Annotated in this window: 13 protein-coding genes; 4 read left to right on the forward strand and 9 right to left on the reverse strand. The window is 34.3% G+C overall.

Translation table 11 applies throughout. The annotated features are described in order from the left end of the window. From nifB to nifH, 7 genes are all read right to left on the reverse strand, one after another. Positions 1–2676 (reverse strand): nitrogenase cofactor biosynthesis protein NifB, encoded by a 2676-nt coding sequence (gene nifB / locus CLORY_RS10030; RefSeq protein ID WP_079423844.1) that lies wholly within the window; start codon positions 2674–2676, stop codon positions 1–3. Next, positions 2636–4048 carry a nitrogenase iron-molybdenum cofactor biosynthesis protein NifE gene (gene nifE / locus CLORY_RS10035; RefSeq protein ID WP_079423846.1) on the reverse strand — a complete coding sequence of 471 codons (1413 nt, stop codon included), beginning with the start codon at positions 4046–4048 and terminating at the stop codon, positions 2636–2638. The genes nifB and nifE overlap by 41 nt, the downstream gene beginning before the upstream one ends. 108 nt (positions 4049–4156) lie before the next feature. Beyond that, positions 4157–5521, reverse strand: coding sequence for a nitrogenase molybdenum-iron protein subunit beta (gene nifK / locus CLORY_RS10040; RefSeq protein ID WP_079423848.1), 1365 nt, complete (start codon positions 5519–5521; stop codon positions 4157–4159). Next, positions 5515–7122 carry a nitrogenase molybdenum-iron protein alpha chain gene (gene nifD, locus CLORY_RS10045; protein ID WP_079423850.1) on the reverse strand — a complete coding sequence of 536 codons (1608 nt, stop codon included), beginning with the start codon at positions 7120–7122 and terminating at the stop codon, positions 5515–5517. The genes nifK and nifD overlap by 7 nt, the downstream gene beginning before the upstream one ends. Positions 7123–7141: 19 nt before the next feature. Further along, positions 7142–7525 (reverse strand): P-II family nitrogen regulator, encoded by a 384-nt coding sequence (locus tag CLORY_RS10050; RefSeq protein WP_079423852.1) that lies wholly within the window; start codon positions 7523–7525, stop codon positions 7142–7144. 11 nt (positions 7526–7536) lie between these two features. Continuing rightward, a complete protein-coding gene (locus tag CLORY_RS10055) occupies positions 7537–7863 on the reverse strand; it encodes a P-II family nitrogen regulator (RefSeq protein WP_079423854.1) in 327 nt (108 codons plus the stop codon). Between the two features lie 30 nt (positions 7864–7893). Beyond that, positions 7894–8715 (reverse strand): nitrogenase iron protein, encoded by an 822-nt coding sequence (gene nifH / locus CLORY_RS10060; RefSeq protein ID WP_079423856.1) that lies wholly within the window; start codon positions 8713–8715, stop codon positions 7894–7896. A 498-nt stretch (positions 8716–9213) separates the two neighbouring features. Here nifH and modA point away from each other — a divergent pair, with 498 nt between their 5' ends. The 4 genes from modA to CLORY_RS10080 are packed head-to-tail and all read left to right on the forward strand — an operon-like array spanning position 9214 to position 12800. Continuing rightward, the gene (gene modA, locus CLORY_RS10065) at positions 9214–10017 is read left to right on the forward strand and encodes a molybdate ABC transporter substrate-binding protein (protein ID WP_079423858.1); all 804 of its coding nucleotides are present in this window, start codon (positions 9214–9216) and stop codon (positions 10015–10017) included. Between the two features lie 26 nt (positions 10018–10043). Then, positions 10044–10730 carry a molybdate ABC transporter permease subunit gene (gene modB, locus CLORY_RS10070; RefSeq protein ID WP_079423859.1) on the forward strand — a complete coding sequence of 229 codons (687 nt, stop codon included), beginning with the start codon at positions 10044–10046 and terminating at the stop codon, positions 10728–10730. After that, a complete protein-coding gene (locus CLORY_RS10075; RefSeq protein WP_079423861.1) occupies positions 10730–11800 on the forward strand; it encodes a sulfate/molybdate ABC transporter ATP-binding protein in 1071 nt (356 codons plus the stop codon). The genes modB and CLORY_RS10075 overlap by 1 nt, the downstream gene beginning before the upstream one ends. A gap of 49 nt (positions 11801–11849) precedes the next feature. Further along, positions 11850–12800 (forward strand): hypothetical protein, encoded by a 951-nt coding sequence (locus tag CLORY_RS10080; protein ID WP_079423863.1) that lies wholly within the window; start codon positions 11850–11852, stop codon positions 12798–12800. A 633-nt stretch (positions 12801–13433) separates the two neighbouring features. Here the strand turns inward: CLORY_RS10080 and CLORY_RS10085 are convergent. Then, a complete protein-coding gene (locus CLORY_RS10085; protein ID WP_079423865.1) occupies positions 13434–14315 on the reverse strand; it encodes a VIT1/CCC1 transporter family protein in 882 nt (293 codons plus the stop codon). Positions 14316–14487: 172 nt separating this feature from the next. Further along, a complete protein-coding gene (locus CLORY_RS10090; protein WP_079423867.1) occupies positions 14488–18426 on the reverse strand; it encodes a S8 family serine peptidase in 3939 nt (1312 codons plus the stop codon). Positions 18427–18430: the final 4 nt, after the last annotated feature.

Raw genomic sequence — 18430 nt, forward strand, 5'->3', positions numbered from 1 at the left:
CTATGCCTTAACAGCGTTCATGTACACTTTTCGCACTGCTGAACCTATGGTGTCATACATCTGATATACCTTTACTCCTTTAGCTTCAAGTTTCTCCCTTGGTGAATCACCTATTCTCATAGCTACGATAGCACTGCAATCATCAATCATATCAATTATATTATCTATTTTAGCTTCTCTATCTTCACACTCTTCTTTTCCGCCACAGTATTTTTCTATATTTCTTTTTTCCAAAAACTGCACATCTTTACCATCACTGCTGTAAATATATATTTCTTCTGCATGTCCAAAATGCTGGTCTATATTCATACCACTTTTAGTTACCACAGCTACTTTCATAAACTCAGCTTCACTTTCATTATCTACCTTTTTAATAGTTGTTTTATTAGAACTACATCTAAACTCTATGGAATGATCCTCACCTAGTGTTCCTATTGCATCAGCTCTGCATTGTCTGCAGTGATACATCTGTTTTACATCAGCTTCACACTTTCTTCTCATGTCATCTAATTCGCTTCTCGTAACCAATGGCATTTTCTCAAACACACTGCCTGGAGCAGGTATCATCTGCATTATATTGTGAATATATACTCCGCATTCTTTTAACTTATTAACAAGCTCAGGTATTTTTTCATCATTGATGCCTTTCACCATAACAGTATTCACTTTACATATGATACCTTTTTCAGTAAGGTATCTAAGTCCAGAAAACTGATTGTTTATCAATACCTCAGCTCCCTCTCTTCCATTGTATCTCTTGCCTAGATAATTTATTTCTCTATATATTTTTCCTGCTATTTCCCGATCAATTGTATTTATTGTTACTGTAACATGAGTAACTCCTGCAGCTATTATCTCATTAGCATAAAACGGAAGCATAAGCCCATTTGTTGAAAGGCAAAAGGTTATATCAGAATCCTCCTGCCTTATAAGGCGGAATGTTTCTTTCACTGTATCAAAATTAGCTAAAGCGTCCCCGGGGCCTGCTATGCCTATAACTTTTAAATTAGGAACTTTTTCTTTTACCAGTTTGAATTTTTCTAGAGCTTCCTCAGGAGATAATACTTCACTGGTTACACCTGGCCTACTTTCATTAGTACAATCATATTTTCTATTACAATAATTGCAGCTTATATTACACTTCGGTGCTACTGGTAAATGCATTCTTGCCATACCAGATGCACATCCGTTATAACATGGATGCTCTAATGTTTTTTTCATCATAATATTCTTATCTAAAATTTCTAGTTTTTGTTCCACCTTAACATCCTCCTTAATAAAATATTTGTCATACATTTCTTTTCTATATTTACTTTCTATCTGAGACAGTATTGTATTAGAGGTTTCGTCTATAAAGTTCATCGTTCCGTCATAACCAGTAAATACTTTTCTCTGTCCGCCAAGCCTATCATGTATAGGGAACCCATATCTTACAAGTTTTATCTTAGGATGTTTTTCTTCTATCCTTCTGCCATCTGAACTTCCAATTAACATATTTATATTAAGTGCAACTGCAAGCCTTTTAATAGTATCAAAATCGGTGTCATCTATCAGCACAGTCTTATGCTGATTTTTAATATTATCCAGCTCCTCCAGCGGATCACCTTTAATATAAATAAAAGAACTGCTGCTTTTTAGTTCTACATTTTGTCCACTAGCTACTATTACAGGTGTCATACCATTTTCAACTGCAGCATCTGTCAGTGCTATACATTGGTGAGGCTCGCCATATATAATTGCTCTTACTTCTGCATTGTATTTATGAGCATCAATCATCGCATCCAGAAGTCTTCCGCGCTGCTGTACATACTTATTTGGTATAACTTTTTTTGTTAATTTTGATAAAATGCTAAAAAAGTCATCACAATTATATAACCCAACAGGCATCTTTATTCTATAGAGAGGTATTCCATACTCCTCTTTTAGATAAAGTCCCGGTGAAAGATTATCTGAAACAGGAAATGAAATTTCTATTGTTGCCCTAGAATTTTTCATATCCTGTATATCTTCTATTTTTGTTCCTCCGTCCGGAATCCTAGTATATTCTATTTTAAACGGTCCGTCCAAGGTTTCTGATATATCCGGAAACAATATATATTCATTAGTAAAATCATCTAATATAGCTTTTATATTTCTTACATCACCTGGACTTAACGGAGGAAGAATTATATTTATCTTTTCATTCCTTTCGGTTGAAACTTCTGAAGACTTTGACATAAGTTCAACTATAGATCTCAGTGCACTGAAGTAACCTTCATACTGAGTACCTCCGTAACCAGGAGTAGGTGATGCACATATCTGAATGCCATCCAGCATTGTTTCTTCCTTTTTAAGTTCTTCAACAATTCTCTTCGTGTCCTCTCCTATAGTTTCTGCCAGGCAGGTAGTCAACACTCCTACTACCTTAGGCGAATACAATTTAGCCATATTAACAATACCTTTTTTTAGATTCTCTGCTCCTCCGTAAACAGTACCTTCCTCATTTAAAGATGAAGAAGCTATATCTACGGGCTCATTATAGTGGGCTGCCATATGTCTCCTTATATATGTGCTGCAGCCTTGAGATCCATGCAAAATTACCATAGCACCTTCTATGCCTTTAAACGCCAGCACACCTCCGAGAGGCATACACATCTTACATGGATTCACATTCATATTCACATAATTCCTTGCCATAATGCCCACCCCTTTCTCTTTTTATGATATTCCATACATTACTGTTTATACTGTAATCTACCTCTTTCGCAAAATTTACAGCTCCAATGAAACCACAGAGCGGATGCTTTCTTTCATGATTGTGATCACAAAAAGCAACACCAAGTTTATAAGCTAATGGTCTTTCTTTTACGCCGCCTACGAGTATATCGGCGCCTTTTTCTTTCATAAACTTTTCAAGTTCATACGGATTTGCATCATCTAATATTATGGTTCCCTCTTCCGTAATTTCTCTTATGACATCATAATCTTCCTTTTTACCCGTCTGCGTTCCTACAACTACAGTATCAATCCCTAAATCTCTGAATTGCTTTATGAGCGATATAGCTTTAAAGCCTCCTCCTACATAGATTGCAGCTTTTTTGCCTTTAAGCCTAGCTCTATAATACTCAAGTTCACTATTTACCATTCCTTCGTTATCAAATATGAGTTTCTCAGCCTTTTCAACCATCTTTTCATCATTGAAAAAGTTTGCTATATTTAGCAGCGAAAGTTTTGTATCCTCAACTCCAAAGAAACTTATTTTCATAAATGGTATTCCGTATTTTTCTTCCATTCTTTTAGCTAAATATGTCATTGAGCCTGCACATTGAACTACATTAAGAGCGGCTTTAGGAGCTTTCTTCAAATCCTCACATTTTGCGTCCCCAGTAATTGTAGAAACTATTTCTACTCCCATTTGTTCTAGATAGTTCTTAAGTATCCAAACCTCACCAGACATATTAAAATCTCCTAAATAATTTATTGTCTTTTTACTATTTACTGAAGCATCTCTATCTTTTAATTCACCCATTAAGTCTATAAGAGCATTACAAGCTGCCTTATATCCCATAGATTTATGTCCAGCGAATCCTGGAGATTTTACTGGTATAACTCTTATCCCATATCTCTTTTCAGCTTTTCTGCATACTTCCTCTACATCATCGCCTATTACACCTACGATGCATGTACAATATACGAAAATTACAGGAGGTTTGAATTTAGTGTATATCTCATCTATGGCTGCCGCTAATTTCTTTTCACCGCCAAAAATTACATCTATCTCTCTTAAATCCGTAGAAAAACTGTTTCTATATACCTCTTCTCCAGAGCTTAAACTTCCTCTAATATCCCAGGTATAGCTAGCACAGCCTATAGGGCCGTGAACAATATGATAGGCATCGGTAATTGGATTTAATACAACTCTGGCTCCACAATAGACACAAGCTCTCTGACTGACAGTTCCGGATACACTTTCTTTATCACATTGAAAATTATCATGTTTACTCTTATGATTGCAGAATATAGATTCTCTTCTTTCCTTAATTAGAATGTCCATCTCTCTAACAGCCATATCTTCACACCCCCATTATAGTAAACTGAAAATTTAAAATATTAAGGGATCCATTTCAATAAGTAAGCTTCAACAGTAAGTTGAATCCCTTAATATAATGATTAATGCTTAATATACAAGTTCGAAATCTTCCTCTGCAGCATCCCGATCTTTTCTGTCAAGGATTGCATTTATAATCATTTCTACTAATCTTATTGCGCCCCTATATCCAGTAAACGGAAAATACTGGTGTGCATATCTATCTAATATTGGAAATCCAAATCTTACAAATGGTATATCTTCAGCTCTTGCTATATGCTTAAGATGTGAATTTCCAATAATTAAATCTGTCTTTTCATTCTTAAGCCATTGATGAAGTTCAAAAGTATCAGTAGGACTTTTAACAATACAGCCTTCAGCTCCTGTCTTCTCCAGCATAGCCTTAATCTCTTTGCTAAACACCTCACCTGGTGTTCCAGTTATTATATATTTGGGCTGCATACCAAGGCTAAGAGTAAATTCAGTAAGTGCTATTACTGTATCTGGATCTCCGGATATAGCTACTGTTGTACCATATAGATACTGATGGCAATCAAGCATTAAATCCACTAGCTGGCCTCTTTCTTCCTCGAGTTCATAAGGTACTTCCTTTCCGGTATTTTTTACCAAACTGCTGACAAATCTATCTGTAGCTTCAATGCCTATAGGCATAGTAAGTACTTCCATAGGTACCTTACATTTTTTCTCCAATTGCGCTGCAGCAGCTTCTGAACTAAAACTACCAAGAGCCATTGTAAGCTTTGAATTTCCTGCATCCTTTATCTCATCAATTTTAGTACCTCCAGCTGGATACATTTCATGAGTACCAGTCATTGGAGCATCTAATACTCCACTTGTGTCCGGCATCATTATGAAGGGTATATCCATAGCTTTCATTATGCGTTTTATTTCTCTCATATCACCAGGACTTACAAACCCAGGAATTACATTTACTTTTCCATTAGGCTCATTAATGTTCTGTGATAAATAAGTAACCATACCTTTTACCATATTAGAAAAACCTGTTATATGAGAACCAACATAGCTAGGAGTATTTGCATGAATTACATATTTTCCCTCAGGTATCTCACATTGCGAAATGTAAGTTACAAGGTCATCACCTATAGTTTCAGAAAGGCAGGTTGTATGCACTGCTATTATTTCAGGATCATATATAGCAAAAATATTCTTTACAGCTGTTTTAAGGTTTGAACCTCCTCCAAATACAGAAGCTCCTTCAGTAAATGAGCTTGTAGATGCCATTACAGGTTCTTTAAAATGTCTTGTAAGCTGCATTCTGTGGAATGAGCAGCAGCCCTGCGAACCGTGGCTGTGAGGAAGACATCCATGAATTCCAAGTGCTGCATACATAGCACCTATGGGCTGACAAGTTTTAGCTGGATTTATTACCAATGCTTTTCTATCATAATGTTCTTTCGGCGTCATGTCTAACATGTTGCCACCTCCTCTGCTATCGTACCTTCAAGTACTGCTCCTTTTTTCCAAGGAGGAGTAACATACTTCCAAGCTGGGGTAAACATACCAGCTTCTACATCTCGTGCAAAATTAAGAGCACCTCTAAATCCTGCATAAGGGCCTGAATAGTCATAAGAATGAAGCTGTTTTGCCATAACTCCCATCTTCTGAACCACATATTTATCTTTAATGCCTGAAAAGAACATATCCGGTTTTAATATCTTTATAAACATTTCAGTTTCATAGTGGTTTAAATCATCTATTATTACTGCATTCCCTGTTGACTCTTTGATTATTCCTCCATAGTAACCCAAAGGCATTTCCTTCTTCAGTTTTTCAAACCTCTCTTGAGAAATGATCATTCTGTAATTTTTTTCATCCTTTTCAACTTTTAGTTCTTCAATATTTTTACTATCCGCATCCGGTTTTATATTAGGTATAACTTCTCTGCCTTCGTAATCATCTCTATGAGCAAACTCATATCCCGAAACTACTGTTTCTACGCCAAAACTCTTTAAAAGATTCTGATAGTGATGCGATCTGGAACCTCCTACATACAAAAATGCCGTCCTGCCTTTTAGCTTCTCATAATAATATTGAAGTTGTCCTTCCATAGAGCTTACTTCTTCTGCTATAACAGCTTCCGTTCTATCAATAAGTTCAGCATCACCGAAAAATTTAGCCATATTTCTCAACGTCTCCATAAAGGCATCTATCCCTATAAAGTTAACTTTGAGCCATGGTGTGCCATACTTTGTGTGAAGCATGTCAGCGATATAGTTTATGGATCTATGGCACTGAACCAGGTTAAGATCAGCTTTGTGGGCATTTCGTATGTGATCTATTGAGCCATCTCCAGTAAGTGTAGCTATTACATTGTATCCTATTTTGCTGAGAACTCGTTCGACTTCCCAGGCATCTCCGCCTATGTTGTATTCACCAAGGATATTTATATTCCATTTCTTGTTGCTGTAATCTTCAGTTCCGTTTCCTATTACATTTTTGATGAAATTATTATTGGCAATATGGTGTCCCGCAGATTGACTTACCCCTTTATAGCCTTCACAGTTAAATGCTAAGACTTGTATTCCATACTGTTTTTCAGCTTCTGCAGCTACAGCATTGATATCGTCTCCTATAAGTCCTACAGGGCAGGTTGCATTTATAGATATAGCCTTCGGATTAAATATCTCTACCGCTTCTTTTATTGCCTGTCTTAGTCTGGCAACGCCTCCAAAAACAATATCCTTCTCCTGCATATCCGTAGAAAATACATACTGAATAAAATTGTCTCCACCTTTTTCTGCTTTAGCCTTATTTCTTCTAACATTCCAAGTATAGTAGGAACATCCTATAGGACCGTGTACTATATGAACCATATCTTTTATTGGTCCAACAACAACACCTTTACAACCAGCATAGCAGCACCCTCGGTTTGTGATTATTCCAGGAATGGTTCTTACATTTGCTTCTATCTCAGGGATTTCACCATTTTCATTTTTTATGACAATATGTTTTTTTCTAGACTTAAATGTTTTTGCTGGATATCTTTCCAGAACCTTTGTAACTACTTCTTTCAAAAATATCACCTCTTTCTCTTTATAATGCGGCTTCGTCTCTTTCACCGGTTCTTACTTTTATGACATCTGATATATCTCGCACAAATATTTTTCCATCTCCAGGATTTCCAGTTATATTTGTGTCTATTATAGTCTGAACAACTTTATCTTTATCCTCATCATTTACTATGATAGTGATCATCCTTTTAGGGAGCAGTCTGTAATTTTCTATTATCTCGCCTTCGATTTTTCCATAGTTTATATTTTCAATATCAGCTTCATCTCCTATAAATGATAAGTCAATTCTCTTTTTACCTCTTCCCATTACTTTTAAGCAGTGAAGTGAGCATATACCCTTTGACAAAAGAGCCTCTTTGGTTTTATTTATCATGTTCATTCGGATTATAGCAATTATTTCCTTCATAGCTATTCCTCCTACAATCCTTTAGTATTAGAACTTATCGTATATGCTTCAGAAACTTCTGATACAAATATTTTTCCGTCTCCAAAAGCTCCCTTTTCACCTGTCTTAGCATTTTTCATGATAATGTTTATTAAATCTTCTTTGCTTTCATCATTTACTACCAAAAGAAGCATATCTTTAGGAATTTCATCATAGTGGATTTCTCCCACTTTAACACCTCGCTGCTTTCCTCTTCCAACCACTTCTATTTTAGTTACAGCAGGGAAACCTCCATCTGAAAGTTCTGAAAGAATCTGGGTTGTTTTTTCCGGTCTTACTATAGCTTTTATCATTAACATAAGTGGACCCTCCTAATTTTTATTATGATACTATGCATCCATTAATCCATATTCCATAAGTATAGATTCCAATCTATCCTGAGACATTGGCTTTGGTATTACGAACATATCATTTTCATTTATCGCTTTTGCCAGAGCTCTATACTCATCTGCCTGAGCTGCTTCTGAATCAAATTGTATAACAGTTTGTTTGTGTATTTCTGCTCTTTGAACCACGTTATCCCTAGGAACAAAATGTATAAGCTGACTACCAAGTTCTTTTGCAAATGCCTCTAAAAGTTCGTGTTCTCTATCAACTTTTCTGCTGTTACAAATTATTCCGCCCAGTCTTACACCTCCAGAATGCGCAAATTTCAAAATACCTTTTGATATATTATTTGCTGCATACATTGCCATCATTTCTCCACTGGCAACTATATATATTTCCTGTGCCTTTCCTTCCCTTATAGGCATTGCAAATCCACCGCAAACAACATCGCCTAGTACATCGTAAAATACATAGTCGAGATCATTTTCATAAGCTCCAAGGTTCTCAAGCATGTTTATGGACGTAATTATTCCTCTTCCTGCACATCCAACTCCAGGCTCAGGTCCGCCGGATTCAACACATTTTATTCCTCCGAAACCTGTTTTCATTATTGCATCCAGTTCTACATCTTCGCCTTCTTCTCTTAAGGTATCAAGTACTGTTTTCTGAGCTAAACCTCCTAGAAGAAGTCTTGTAGAGTCTGCCTTAGGATCGCAGCCTACAACCATTATCTTTTTTCCCATAGTTGCAAGTCCTGCTGTAAGATTTTGAGTAGTAGTAGACTTACCTATACCACCCTTTCCGTAAATAGCTACCTGTCTCATAAAAAAACCTCCTTGAAATTTTTAGTGCGTTTTCCAGATATCTTATAAAGAATTAACGCCTTGTCTTATTATTATTCATTTTCAGAAAATTTTCATTTTTTCATCAGAATTTATATTTTTCTTAAGCATCAGCATTCTGTTATCGATTCCATTTTATTAATTTAATAATTTTTTGTGTTTTTTTATTAACTTTTTTAATAATGTGTAAGCATTATATATTATTTCAATAATTTTCTTTAAATTTCAGCTGTCACATCTATAATTATACATATATAAAAAGACTAATTATTAAATTATCACAAATCATATAAACACAAATGCTATTTTTAAGTATTTTGCAATAATATTTAGTGATATTGCTTTTTTAGCAATAGTAGCATTATTATTCATTGCAATTTGCTAATATACGTTATGTAAATTTGTACCATAGTAGTTTACAAGCACAAATGAAGAACAGGTATTAATAGTTTTATATTTTCAATTTTAGGAGGAATCAATATGAAATCAAAAAACAAATTTCTTGCATTGGCGTTAACTGCCGCTGTATCCCTATCCTTTTCTTCCTGTTCACTGCTGTCAGCAAGTGCCAAAAAGAATACGTCGGCTAAAACAAAGGTTACATTGAACATCTCTGCAGCTGCCAGCCTAAAAAACTCACTTGATGAAATAAAAGCAGTATATATCAAAAAAAATTCAAATATTAAGTTAGTTTGCAACTATGGTGCCTCTGGAGTTCTCCAGCAGCAAATTGAACAAGGAGCTTCTGTAGATCTTTTTATATCTGCAGCAGCTAAACAAATGGATGACTTGGAAAGTAAAGATTTTTTAATCAAGAATACACGTTTAGACTTACTTAAGAATAGTTTAGTGCTCATAGTCCCAAATGAAGATAATAGCATTTCAGATTTTAAGCAGCTTACAGATAAAAATATAAAAAAAATAGCAGTTGGGGAACCTGCCAGTGTACCTGCCGGTCAATATGGTGAACAGGTTCTTACTAAGTTAAACATATTAAAGTCCATAAAATCTAAAGAAGTATATGCTAAAGATGTTACCACTGTACTTAGCTGGGTTGAAAGTGGAAATGCAGATGCAGGGTTAGTATATAAAACCGATGCTCTTTCTTCTTCAAAAGTTAAAATAGCAGCAACCGCCTCTGAAAGTGATCATGATCCAATAATCTACCCTGCAGCAGTCATAAAATCCAGCAAAAATTCAAAAGCTGCTAAAGACTTTTTAAACTTCCTATCCAGGACTAAAGCAAAAGATATATTTACAAAGGCTGGTTTTCAAACAGAGTAAAAATTAATTTGTAAGGAGGAGACTATATGAATTTTGATTATTCACCATTATGCATATCTGTCAAAACTGCTTTATGCTCTACAGTAATTACATTTTTCATTGGTATATGTGCAGCGAGACTTTTATATAATAAGCAAAGCAACTTTGCTTATTTTATGGATGCCATTTTCACTTTACCTTTAGTGCTTCCTCCTACTGTCCTTGGTCTTATTTTACTAATAATATTCGGAAGAAATAGTGCGTTAGGTTCTATTCTATATTCATTTGGAATACAGATAATCTTTTCATGGCCTGCCACTGTAATTGCAGCAGTGGCCGTATCTTTTCCAATAATGTATAAAACAACAAAAGGAGCTTTCGAACAAATAGATAATAATATTTTAAGTGCCGCTAAAACTTTAGGTGTGTCTAACAATAGGATCTTTTGGACCATCACAATTCCTCTTGCATGGCCAGGAATAGCTGCCGCTGCGGTATTATCTTTTTCTAGATCTATAGGTGAATTTGGTGCGACTCTTATGCTTGCAGGCAGTATTCCTGGTAAAACCACAACCATCCCTATGGCTATCTATTTTGCCGTAGAGGGCGGTGATATGAAGACTGCTGTATATTGGGTAATTATAATAATGATTTTATCTTTTATTATAATTGCTGTCTCAAATAACTGGTCATCACATCACAGGAAATTCATCATATCTGGAGGTGAATATTAGTGGAATTAATAGTAGATATAAAAAAAGTCTTATCTGACTTCTCTTTAAATATTAGTTTTCATAGCAATTCCACTTCATTAGCTCTATTAGGTGAATCAGGATCCGGAAAGAGCGTGACATTAAAATGCATATCTGGTTTATTAACTCCCGATGAAGGTAAGATAATTGTAAACAGAAGAGTTTTCTTTGACTCCTCTAAAAAAATAAATATGCCTGTTCAACAAAGAAAGATAGGTTTTCTGTTTCAGAACTATGCACTGTTTTCAAACATGACTGTATATAAGAACATATCATATGCTCTTAATCATTTACATCAAAAAGCTAAAAAAAATACATTAGAAAATATCATAAAAAATATGAGATTAGAAGATATAACAGAAAAATATCCAGCTCAATTATCAGGCGGTCAGCAGCAGCGAGTTGCTTTAGCAAGGGCATTAGCTGTATCTCCACAAGCTCTTTTACTGGACGAGCCGTTTTCCGCTCTTGACAACACATTAAAAAGTATAATGATAAAACAGATGCTAGACACATTATTAAACTACAATGGTATAGCTATACTGGTAACCCATAATGTAGATGAAGCATATCAACTATGCGAAGACATTGTAGTTCTTGAAAAAGGTCAAAGTAAAGGACAAGGAAACAAAAAAGAAATTTTTATGAATCCGCCCAGTCTTGCTGCTTTAAAACTTACCGGTTGTAAAAATATATGCTTAGTCAAAAAAACTGATGATTATACAGTGAAAGCTATAGACTGGAATTGTACTATTAAATTAGAACAACCTATCTATCACGATGTGACTCACATAGGCTTAAGAGCCCACTATATCAAAATAGCTGATAGTTCATCAATAAATGCCTATGATTGCTGGCCAGCATCATGCTCTGAAACACGTTTTAGGAGATTCGTGTTTTTAAAATTAAATTTTCCTCCTATTGATATCTCGGACTATGATATACTATGGGACATCTCTGTAGAAGAATGGAAAAACATAAAAAAGCAACCCTATCCATGGAAAATAACCTTTGACACTGATAATCTTATTTTAATAAATGAAAGTTTATAAAATCATATTGTATTGAAATGTAAACAGATTTATGAGGGAGGTAAGAAATTTGAGCAATAAAATTTTTCACACTTTATATGGTATAATAGAACAGCCTCTATTTTTCGAACTTTATAGCAGCGGTAAATTAAAAAGCTGCATATTAAATAGAATGTTTCAGCTTTCAACAGATTACGGTAAATTTGTTCCTCAGTACGAAAATGCTGGAATACGTCGTAAGAATACTTGCTCACTATCATTCTATGAAAATGGCATGATTAAAAGTGTATCTCTTCAAACACAAACGCCAGTAGTTACAAAATATGGGGTTATACCCGCAGAATACATCACTTTTTATGATACCGGTGAAATAAAAAGAATTTTTCCTCTAAATGGTAAACTATCAGCATACTGGGATGAAGATGACGAAAAAGAATTAGCTGATGATATCTCTTTCAATCTCAGTTGCGGAAGTTTTAATAATAAAATTATAGGCTTTTATTTTTACAAGGCAGGAGATATAAAAAGTGTGACTCTATGGCCTAAAGAAAAAGCGAAAATATCTACTTCTCAAGGAATTTTGCCAGTAAGAATAGGCTTTTCATTATACGAAAACGGCAGTATTAAAACTTTAGAACCGCAACTTCCTATAGATATAAAAACTCCTATAGGAGTAGTAAAAGCATTTAACAATAAAGTTCTTGGTCTAAATGGTGATATAAATTCGTTGAGTTTCTACAGTGACGGCAGAATAAAGTCTCTTACCTCAACCTCTAATATTATAATAGTTCTATACAAAGACAAGATTATGTATCAATTTATGCCAGAGCTTAATCCAAGCATACTAGGTGAAGATGAATTGGAACTCTCACCTTTATTAATAGAATTTAAAGATAATAAAGTAATATTTAACAATGATATTTCCATGGAAATAGATAAATATTCTTTTACGATTGAAAGATATACTTTTAGCATCAAAAATTCATGCAAAAACTGTAATTCATGCAATGGATGTAAATAAAAAATGGTTGCACCCTATGTCGGCTAGTTCCGCTCGTTAAGCAATTTCACCACATCTTTTAGTCAAATTTCCTAATGGCTCATAACTCGGCTGCGCCTCAAACAATTCGCCATCTTAACGTAAATTTGCCTAAAAGACACGGATAATTGCTAAACTCACTCCAAATGCCTCCGTCGGATGTAACCATTTTCAATGCCCTAACTCTTAATTTTTACATAATACTTTTATTATATTCCTTCTGTTGCCTTCTTTTCTTAATTCACTAATTTCAAAATATATTACTGTTTCTTGTTAACTTCTTCGTAAACACGTTGTATCGTTTTTTCATTTAATAACCACTTTTTCTCTTATTTAGTGGTGTATCTTGATATTAATTAAAAGTTATCCTCAATTGGCAAAATACATAAATTCATATAGACTAAATAAGGGAAGGAAGTGATTTCCGTCGGCTGGAAAATGCCTCCTCCAACCACTTTCTTCCTTATGCCGGCTCTATGCATTTACAAAGCATTATTTTCTATATTTCTTCTCCCAAATTATTTTTCTTGTTTATTGGTTTATTAGTATTTTCTTAAAAGCTATCTTCCTCTTACTTCACACTTATTATCTATTCACTAATCCCTTAAAATCCTTCTATAAGTCTACTCCCAAGAATTCCTTAACTAACAAACCTATAAGAAACGATAGAAGCGCTACACTTATACTTATTCCAGCCATTTCAAAAAATCGTTTTTTAAATGAGTAATCCTTAGCTACTGATATATAATAATTAAAAGCTGCAATTATAACTACTACAGTGATCATCATTATAACAAGGGCTGTTCCAAACATTTTGTCAGGCAAAAGCAGATATGGTAGTATAAGTAAAATGACTGTAAACAAATAAGTTATTCCTGTATAGGAAGCAGAGCGAAACGCATTTTCCTCTCCATCTGATCTAGCCGATAAAAATTCTGATGACGCCATAGATAACGTAGCTGATATGCCAGTAATAAGTCCTGCTAATGCTATAAGTTTATTACTAGCTAATGCAAAGGAATATCCTGCAAGACTTCCAGCCATTTCAACCAACGCGTCATTTAATCCCAATATCATTGAACCAATGTATTTCAGTCGTTCTTCATCTAGCATATTCATAAGTTCTTTTTCGTGTTGAATTTCGTCTTCAAATATAGAAATCAGTTGTGAATTCTCATTTTCTAGCATTTTTAATGTTTTGCTATCCACATTGTATTCATTCTGCCACCTTTCCATTCGTTTTATAGCGAAAGTGTACCCAAGTATCCTTGCTATCAATGCAAAAATAAATACTGTTATCATTTTTGGCTTCATATTAACTTTAGTGAAAGATTTCCATATATCATAATGCTTCTGTTCTTCCTCTGCCATCTTGATTAAAGTACTTCGGTTCTTTTCATCTTTTACAGTTTTGGAAATTTGAAGAAGTATCTTTTTTTCTGTAATTTCTCCCTGTTGTAAATGTTTTGTGGTTTCTAGAATTGTTTTATTTTCCATGAGCTTTTTGCACACCTTCTTTAATATATAATAATCAATATTACTTTGTAATAATTATAAATCTATCTACATTAATTATCAATTAAAAAGTACTCTTTTTCTCACTTATTCAAATTTAATGCAAAAATAAGAGCTAACCTCTCAGCGGCTAGCTCTTATTAGCAATATATATTTAATTCTTTTTATCTTTTATTATAACAAATTTCTTCTCTATACTATTGCCTGCCTTATCAGTTACTTTGATAGTCACCGAAGTCTTTTTATCTTTTAAAACAATAATCTTCTTAAATTCGCCCTTATTAAGGTATCTATCATTAGCATTACCTTTAATTGCATCACCATTAATATACACATTTGGCAGCTCATACTCATCACTAGCTGTAATCTTCACTGTATAAGTTTTAGCTTCTCTTGATACATGTATATCTTTAGTTGGTGCTTTGATTACAGGTTTTTTCATATCGCCGTAAAGATTTAGCGCATATTTCTGTTCATTTCCATTTATGTCTTTAACATAGACCGGAACTTTGTTTAATCCTTCTTTAATTGTTAAATCAGAACTGAACGTTAAATCTTTGTTTACTGTAACATCCTTTCCTTGGATTGTGAATTTCTTTACGTCTGTGTTCAATTCACCTTTTACTGTTATATTGTTTTTAGTATAATAAGTACCTTCTCTTCTAACATTTATAAAATTAACATAGAGTTTCTTTTCTCGCACTATGAAGTTAACTGTATCATGAGAAAGCTCTTTTCCATCTGCATCTAATGCTGTTACTGTAATTTCATGTTTTCCTGGAGGCAATAATTTGAAAGTATAACTTGTATCAGTAATGCCTGCGGCTTTACTTTGTCCATCCAAGGTTATATTATATTTTTTGACTTTTGAAGCAATTTCAGAATTAGGTTCATAAGCTAACTTTATATCTCCAATGTCTAAATGCTGCCAATCACTTAGGGAAGTTATTTTTACCTTGGGTACGCTTACAGTTATATCTTTAGTCACTAAATTGCCAGCATTATCAAATGCACTAACTTCTATTTTATTATCTGCATCTTCAAGATTAAGATCTACAGAATATTCTCCATTTGAATTTGGAGTAAGTTTTATCATAGCATTTCCATCAGCATCAATATAATCTTTATTATTCACTTTTATATTAAATACATCCAAACCAGAAAAGTCATCTGCAGCATTAAAATTCAATGTGTATTTGTTTGTATCTGTAACATTGCTAGAAGTTATGCTTACTTTAGGAGCAGCTGAATCAACTTTAATCGGCAAATCCATTGTCTGTTTCTTAGCTCCAATATAATCGATATTAGCCGTAAATCTAAAATAATACTGTCCGTCTTTTACATACTCATTTTTACCAGTCTTAGCATTATATACTTTTAAGTTCCAAATCCATTGCGATGCAGCCGAATAGTCGTCACCACTGTCATTTCCTGCGGATGCAAATAAATCCTTTTGTAAATCATAATCCACATATAGAGTTCTAACAACCTTTTTATTTTTATCTAATACATCAAGTTTAAAATTCTTCGCATTTCTAAGCAGTGCTACCTTTGGTTCTACCTTTACTCCTGTTTTCGTAGATGCTGCGATACAATCCTTGTTAACAACAGTGTTTCCATCCTTATCTTTACCAGTAACTCCCATCACTTCATCTGTATCAGCATTATAAACGCCTGTTAGTCCCAAGTCTGAATTCTCGTCCCACATAGGTTTATCCATAATTGAAAGCGAGCTCCAGTCACCATAGAAACCCATATAAGGTACAGTTAACGTTTGTCCACCATTATGTGAAACAAATTGAACATAGCCTTCCACAAATTCGTTCTTTTTAGTTTTAGAAGAAAGCGTTATTGTCACATTAACGTTAGCTGTCTTCCCAGCTGCTACCGTTACCTTAGCTTTGTCAAAAGTAACTTTTGCCCCATTTGCCTTTACATCATAGGACATATCAGTTGTATCTTTTCCTTGCTCAGTCATAACTCCACTTAGATCTTTCATAGAATATACTCTATTTTTTTTGCTCATATTTGTAAGCGTCAATTGAAATGAAACTTTTTTACTTTTCAGTTCTTTTAATGCCACCGAAGGAAGTCCATCTCCATTCCTTACTATAACATCTGTATTCACAGCAGCCTCGGCATCTACAAGTCCAGCTCCCTGTCTTCTAGGTGAAAATGGCAGCTTTTTATCTGTGTTTGGATCCATCTGAGGTATTGATGTGTTCATTAATATAGTTTTAGCAAGTTCAGCTTTACTATATTTAGAATAGCTCGTTAAATCCATATCCTTTAAATGTTCTAATAACAAGGCAGTAATTCCTGCAGTATGCGGAGATGCCATTGAAGTTCCTGACATAGTCCCATATCTGTTATCGTTAAGTGTTGAATAAATATTTCCTCCAGGCGCAGTTACTTGAGGTTTAAACTCCAAATCAGGAGTTGGTCCCCAGGAACTAAAGTCTGACATATCACCTTTAGTTGGATTGTCTTTTACTACTGTCTCTTTAATAAATTTTATTTTTTCATTGGAATCTAAAAATGCTTTCAGTTTTTTTCCATCAGAATTCGAAACGAACATAGATGGTATTACCTCTTTAGCATCAGTCTGCATGCTTATATATGTATCGTCGCCATCTTTATTATAAACAATCGTAGCTATAGCGCCTGCATTTTGAGCATTAAGCTTTTTCTCTACAAAAGTATTACCGCCTCTTTGTATAAGTGCTATTTTACCTTTTATATCCTTATCTGCAAAATCATCTACTGAGCCTAGACCACAATCTACAATTTCATAATCCCCATTTAAGGTACCTATTGGGTCATTCACTGATAGTAAATACGGGATCTTCCCACTTTCTTTATCTGTGCTATATTCTAAAACAGGATATACTAATTTAGAATTTTCATAGGAAGCTACTGACAGAGCCTGTTTTGTTGTTGATGGTGATCCTACAACAGATGTATCTATTACGCTACTTAATTTACTTGGTGCAGTAGAGTACTGTTCATTTCCAGCCGAACATACTACAACGACTCCATGCTTCTGCGCATTTGCTATTGCAGCGTTCTCCGGTTCATCTGGCTCAACATAGCCTGCAGGACTACCAAGACTCATATTTATTACATCTGCTCCGTGCTCTACCGATTCATCAATAGCTTCTACTATATTATCTGTAGATGCAGACGCGTAATCAGTATCATTAGAAAACACTTTCATATCTAGCAGCTGAGCTTCAGGAGCCACACCTCTTACTGCCTTACCAGCTTTTACTTCTTCATCAGTACCATTTGCAGCAATTATTCCGGATACATGCATACCATGATCCTCTCCCGTTGTATCTTTTACTATATCATTGTTATCTGCAAAATTATACGCATAAGGAACCTTGGAGGTATAATATTTCCCTGGTCCCTTTGGATTCTTATTTTTTATTTTTGCTTTTGATGGATCGGAAATTCTCATATCCTTATGTGTAGGATCAATTCCACTATCTATTACTGAAATTACCATTCCTTGTCCTTTATAGTTAGAATTTTTCCATACATCATAGACTTTTGTAAGTTCTTTAGAATAATTTAAATCTGGAACATAGCTTTGAGCTACCGAAACACTTTCTACACCAGCCATCTTTTTTATTTTAGAAATATCTTTATATTTGACCTCTGCACTAAACCCGTTCATAACATATGTAAAAGTTCGTTTTATTTTAGTACTGCTATCAATATTACTTACTTTATTTTTAAACGCTTGCTGTTTCTTCTCAATATTTTTAGAAAGCTTATATCTATCCTCTTGTGCTGCAATAGCATCGACTTGCCCGGAGCTATTTTGACCTTCTAAGTCGAGTACATTCTTTCCTTTCAACTGTACTATAACATCAACCTTTTGATTAGCATCATAGTCTTTCTTTACTGAATTTTCATTAACAACATTAATTGATTTTTGAAACTTATTCTTATAGTTATTATATTGTACAATCAGTTGTTTTTTTTCATCTGTTAACTTTGCATCCTTTGCAGCAGCTTGAGCTGGTACTGCAGAAAATACTACCATGGTAACTGTCACTAAGTTTATGAGCTTTTTATTTTTCATTTTT

The sequence above is a fragment of the Clostridium oryzae genome, from assembly GCF_002029235.1.
GTDB lineage: Bacteria > Bacillota > Clostridia > Clostridiales > Clostridiaceae > Clostridium_AE > Clostridium_AE oryzae.

Excerpts from the sequence above, each read along its gene's own strand:
- nifK (WP_079423848.1), bottom strand. The coding sequence starts at position 5,521 with ATGTTAGACATGACGCCGAAAGAACATTATGATAGAAAAGCATTGGTA.
- CLORY_RS10055 (WP_079423854.1), bottom strand. The coding sequence starts at position 7,863 with ATGTTAATGATAAAAGCTATAGTAAGACCGGAAAAAACAACCCAGATT.
- nifE (WP_079423846.1), bottom strand. The coding sequence starts at position 4,048 with ATGGCTGTTAGAGAGATGGACATTCTAATTAAGGAAAGAAGAGAATCT.
- modA (WP_079423858.1), top strand. The coding sequence starts at position 9,214 with ATGAAATCAAAAAACAAATTTCTTGCATTGGCGTTAACTGCCGCTGTA.
- CLORY_RS10085 (WP_079423865.1), bottom strand. The coding sequence starts at position 14,315 with ATGGAAAATAAAACAATTCTAGAAACCACAAAACATTTACAACAGGGA.
- modB (WP_079423859.1), top strand. The coding sequence starts at position 10,044 with ATGAATTTTGATTATTCACCATTATGCATATCTGTCAAAACTGCTTTA.
- CLORY_RS10090 (WP_079423867.1), bottom strand. The coding sequence starts at position 18,426 with ATGAAAAATAAAAAGCTCATAAACTTAGTGACAGTTACCATGGTAGTA.
- nifH (WP_079423856.1), bottom strand. The coding sequence starts at position 8,715 with ATGAGACAGGTAGCTATTTACGGAAAGGGTGGTATAGGTAAGTCTACT.
- nifB (WP_079423844.1), bottom strand. The coding sequence starts at position 2,676 with ATGGCAAGGAATTATGTGAATATGAATGTGAATCCATGTAAGATGTGT.
- CLORY_RS10050 (WP_079423852.1), bottom strand. The coding sequence starts at position 7,525 with ATGAAGGAAATAATTGCTATAATCCGAATGAACATGATAAATAAAACC.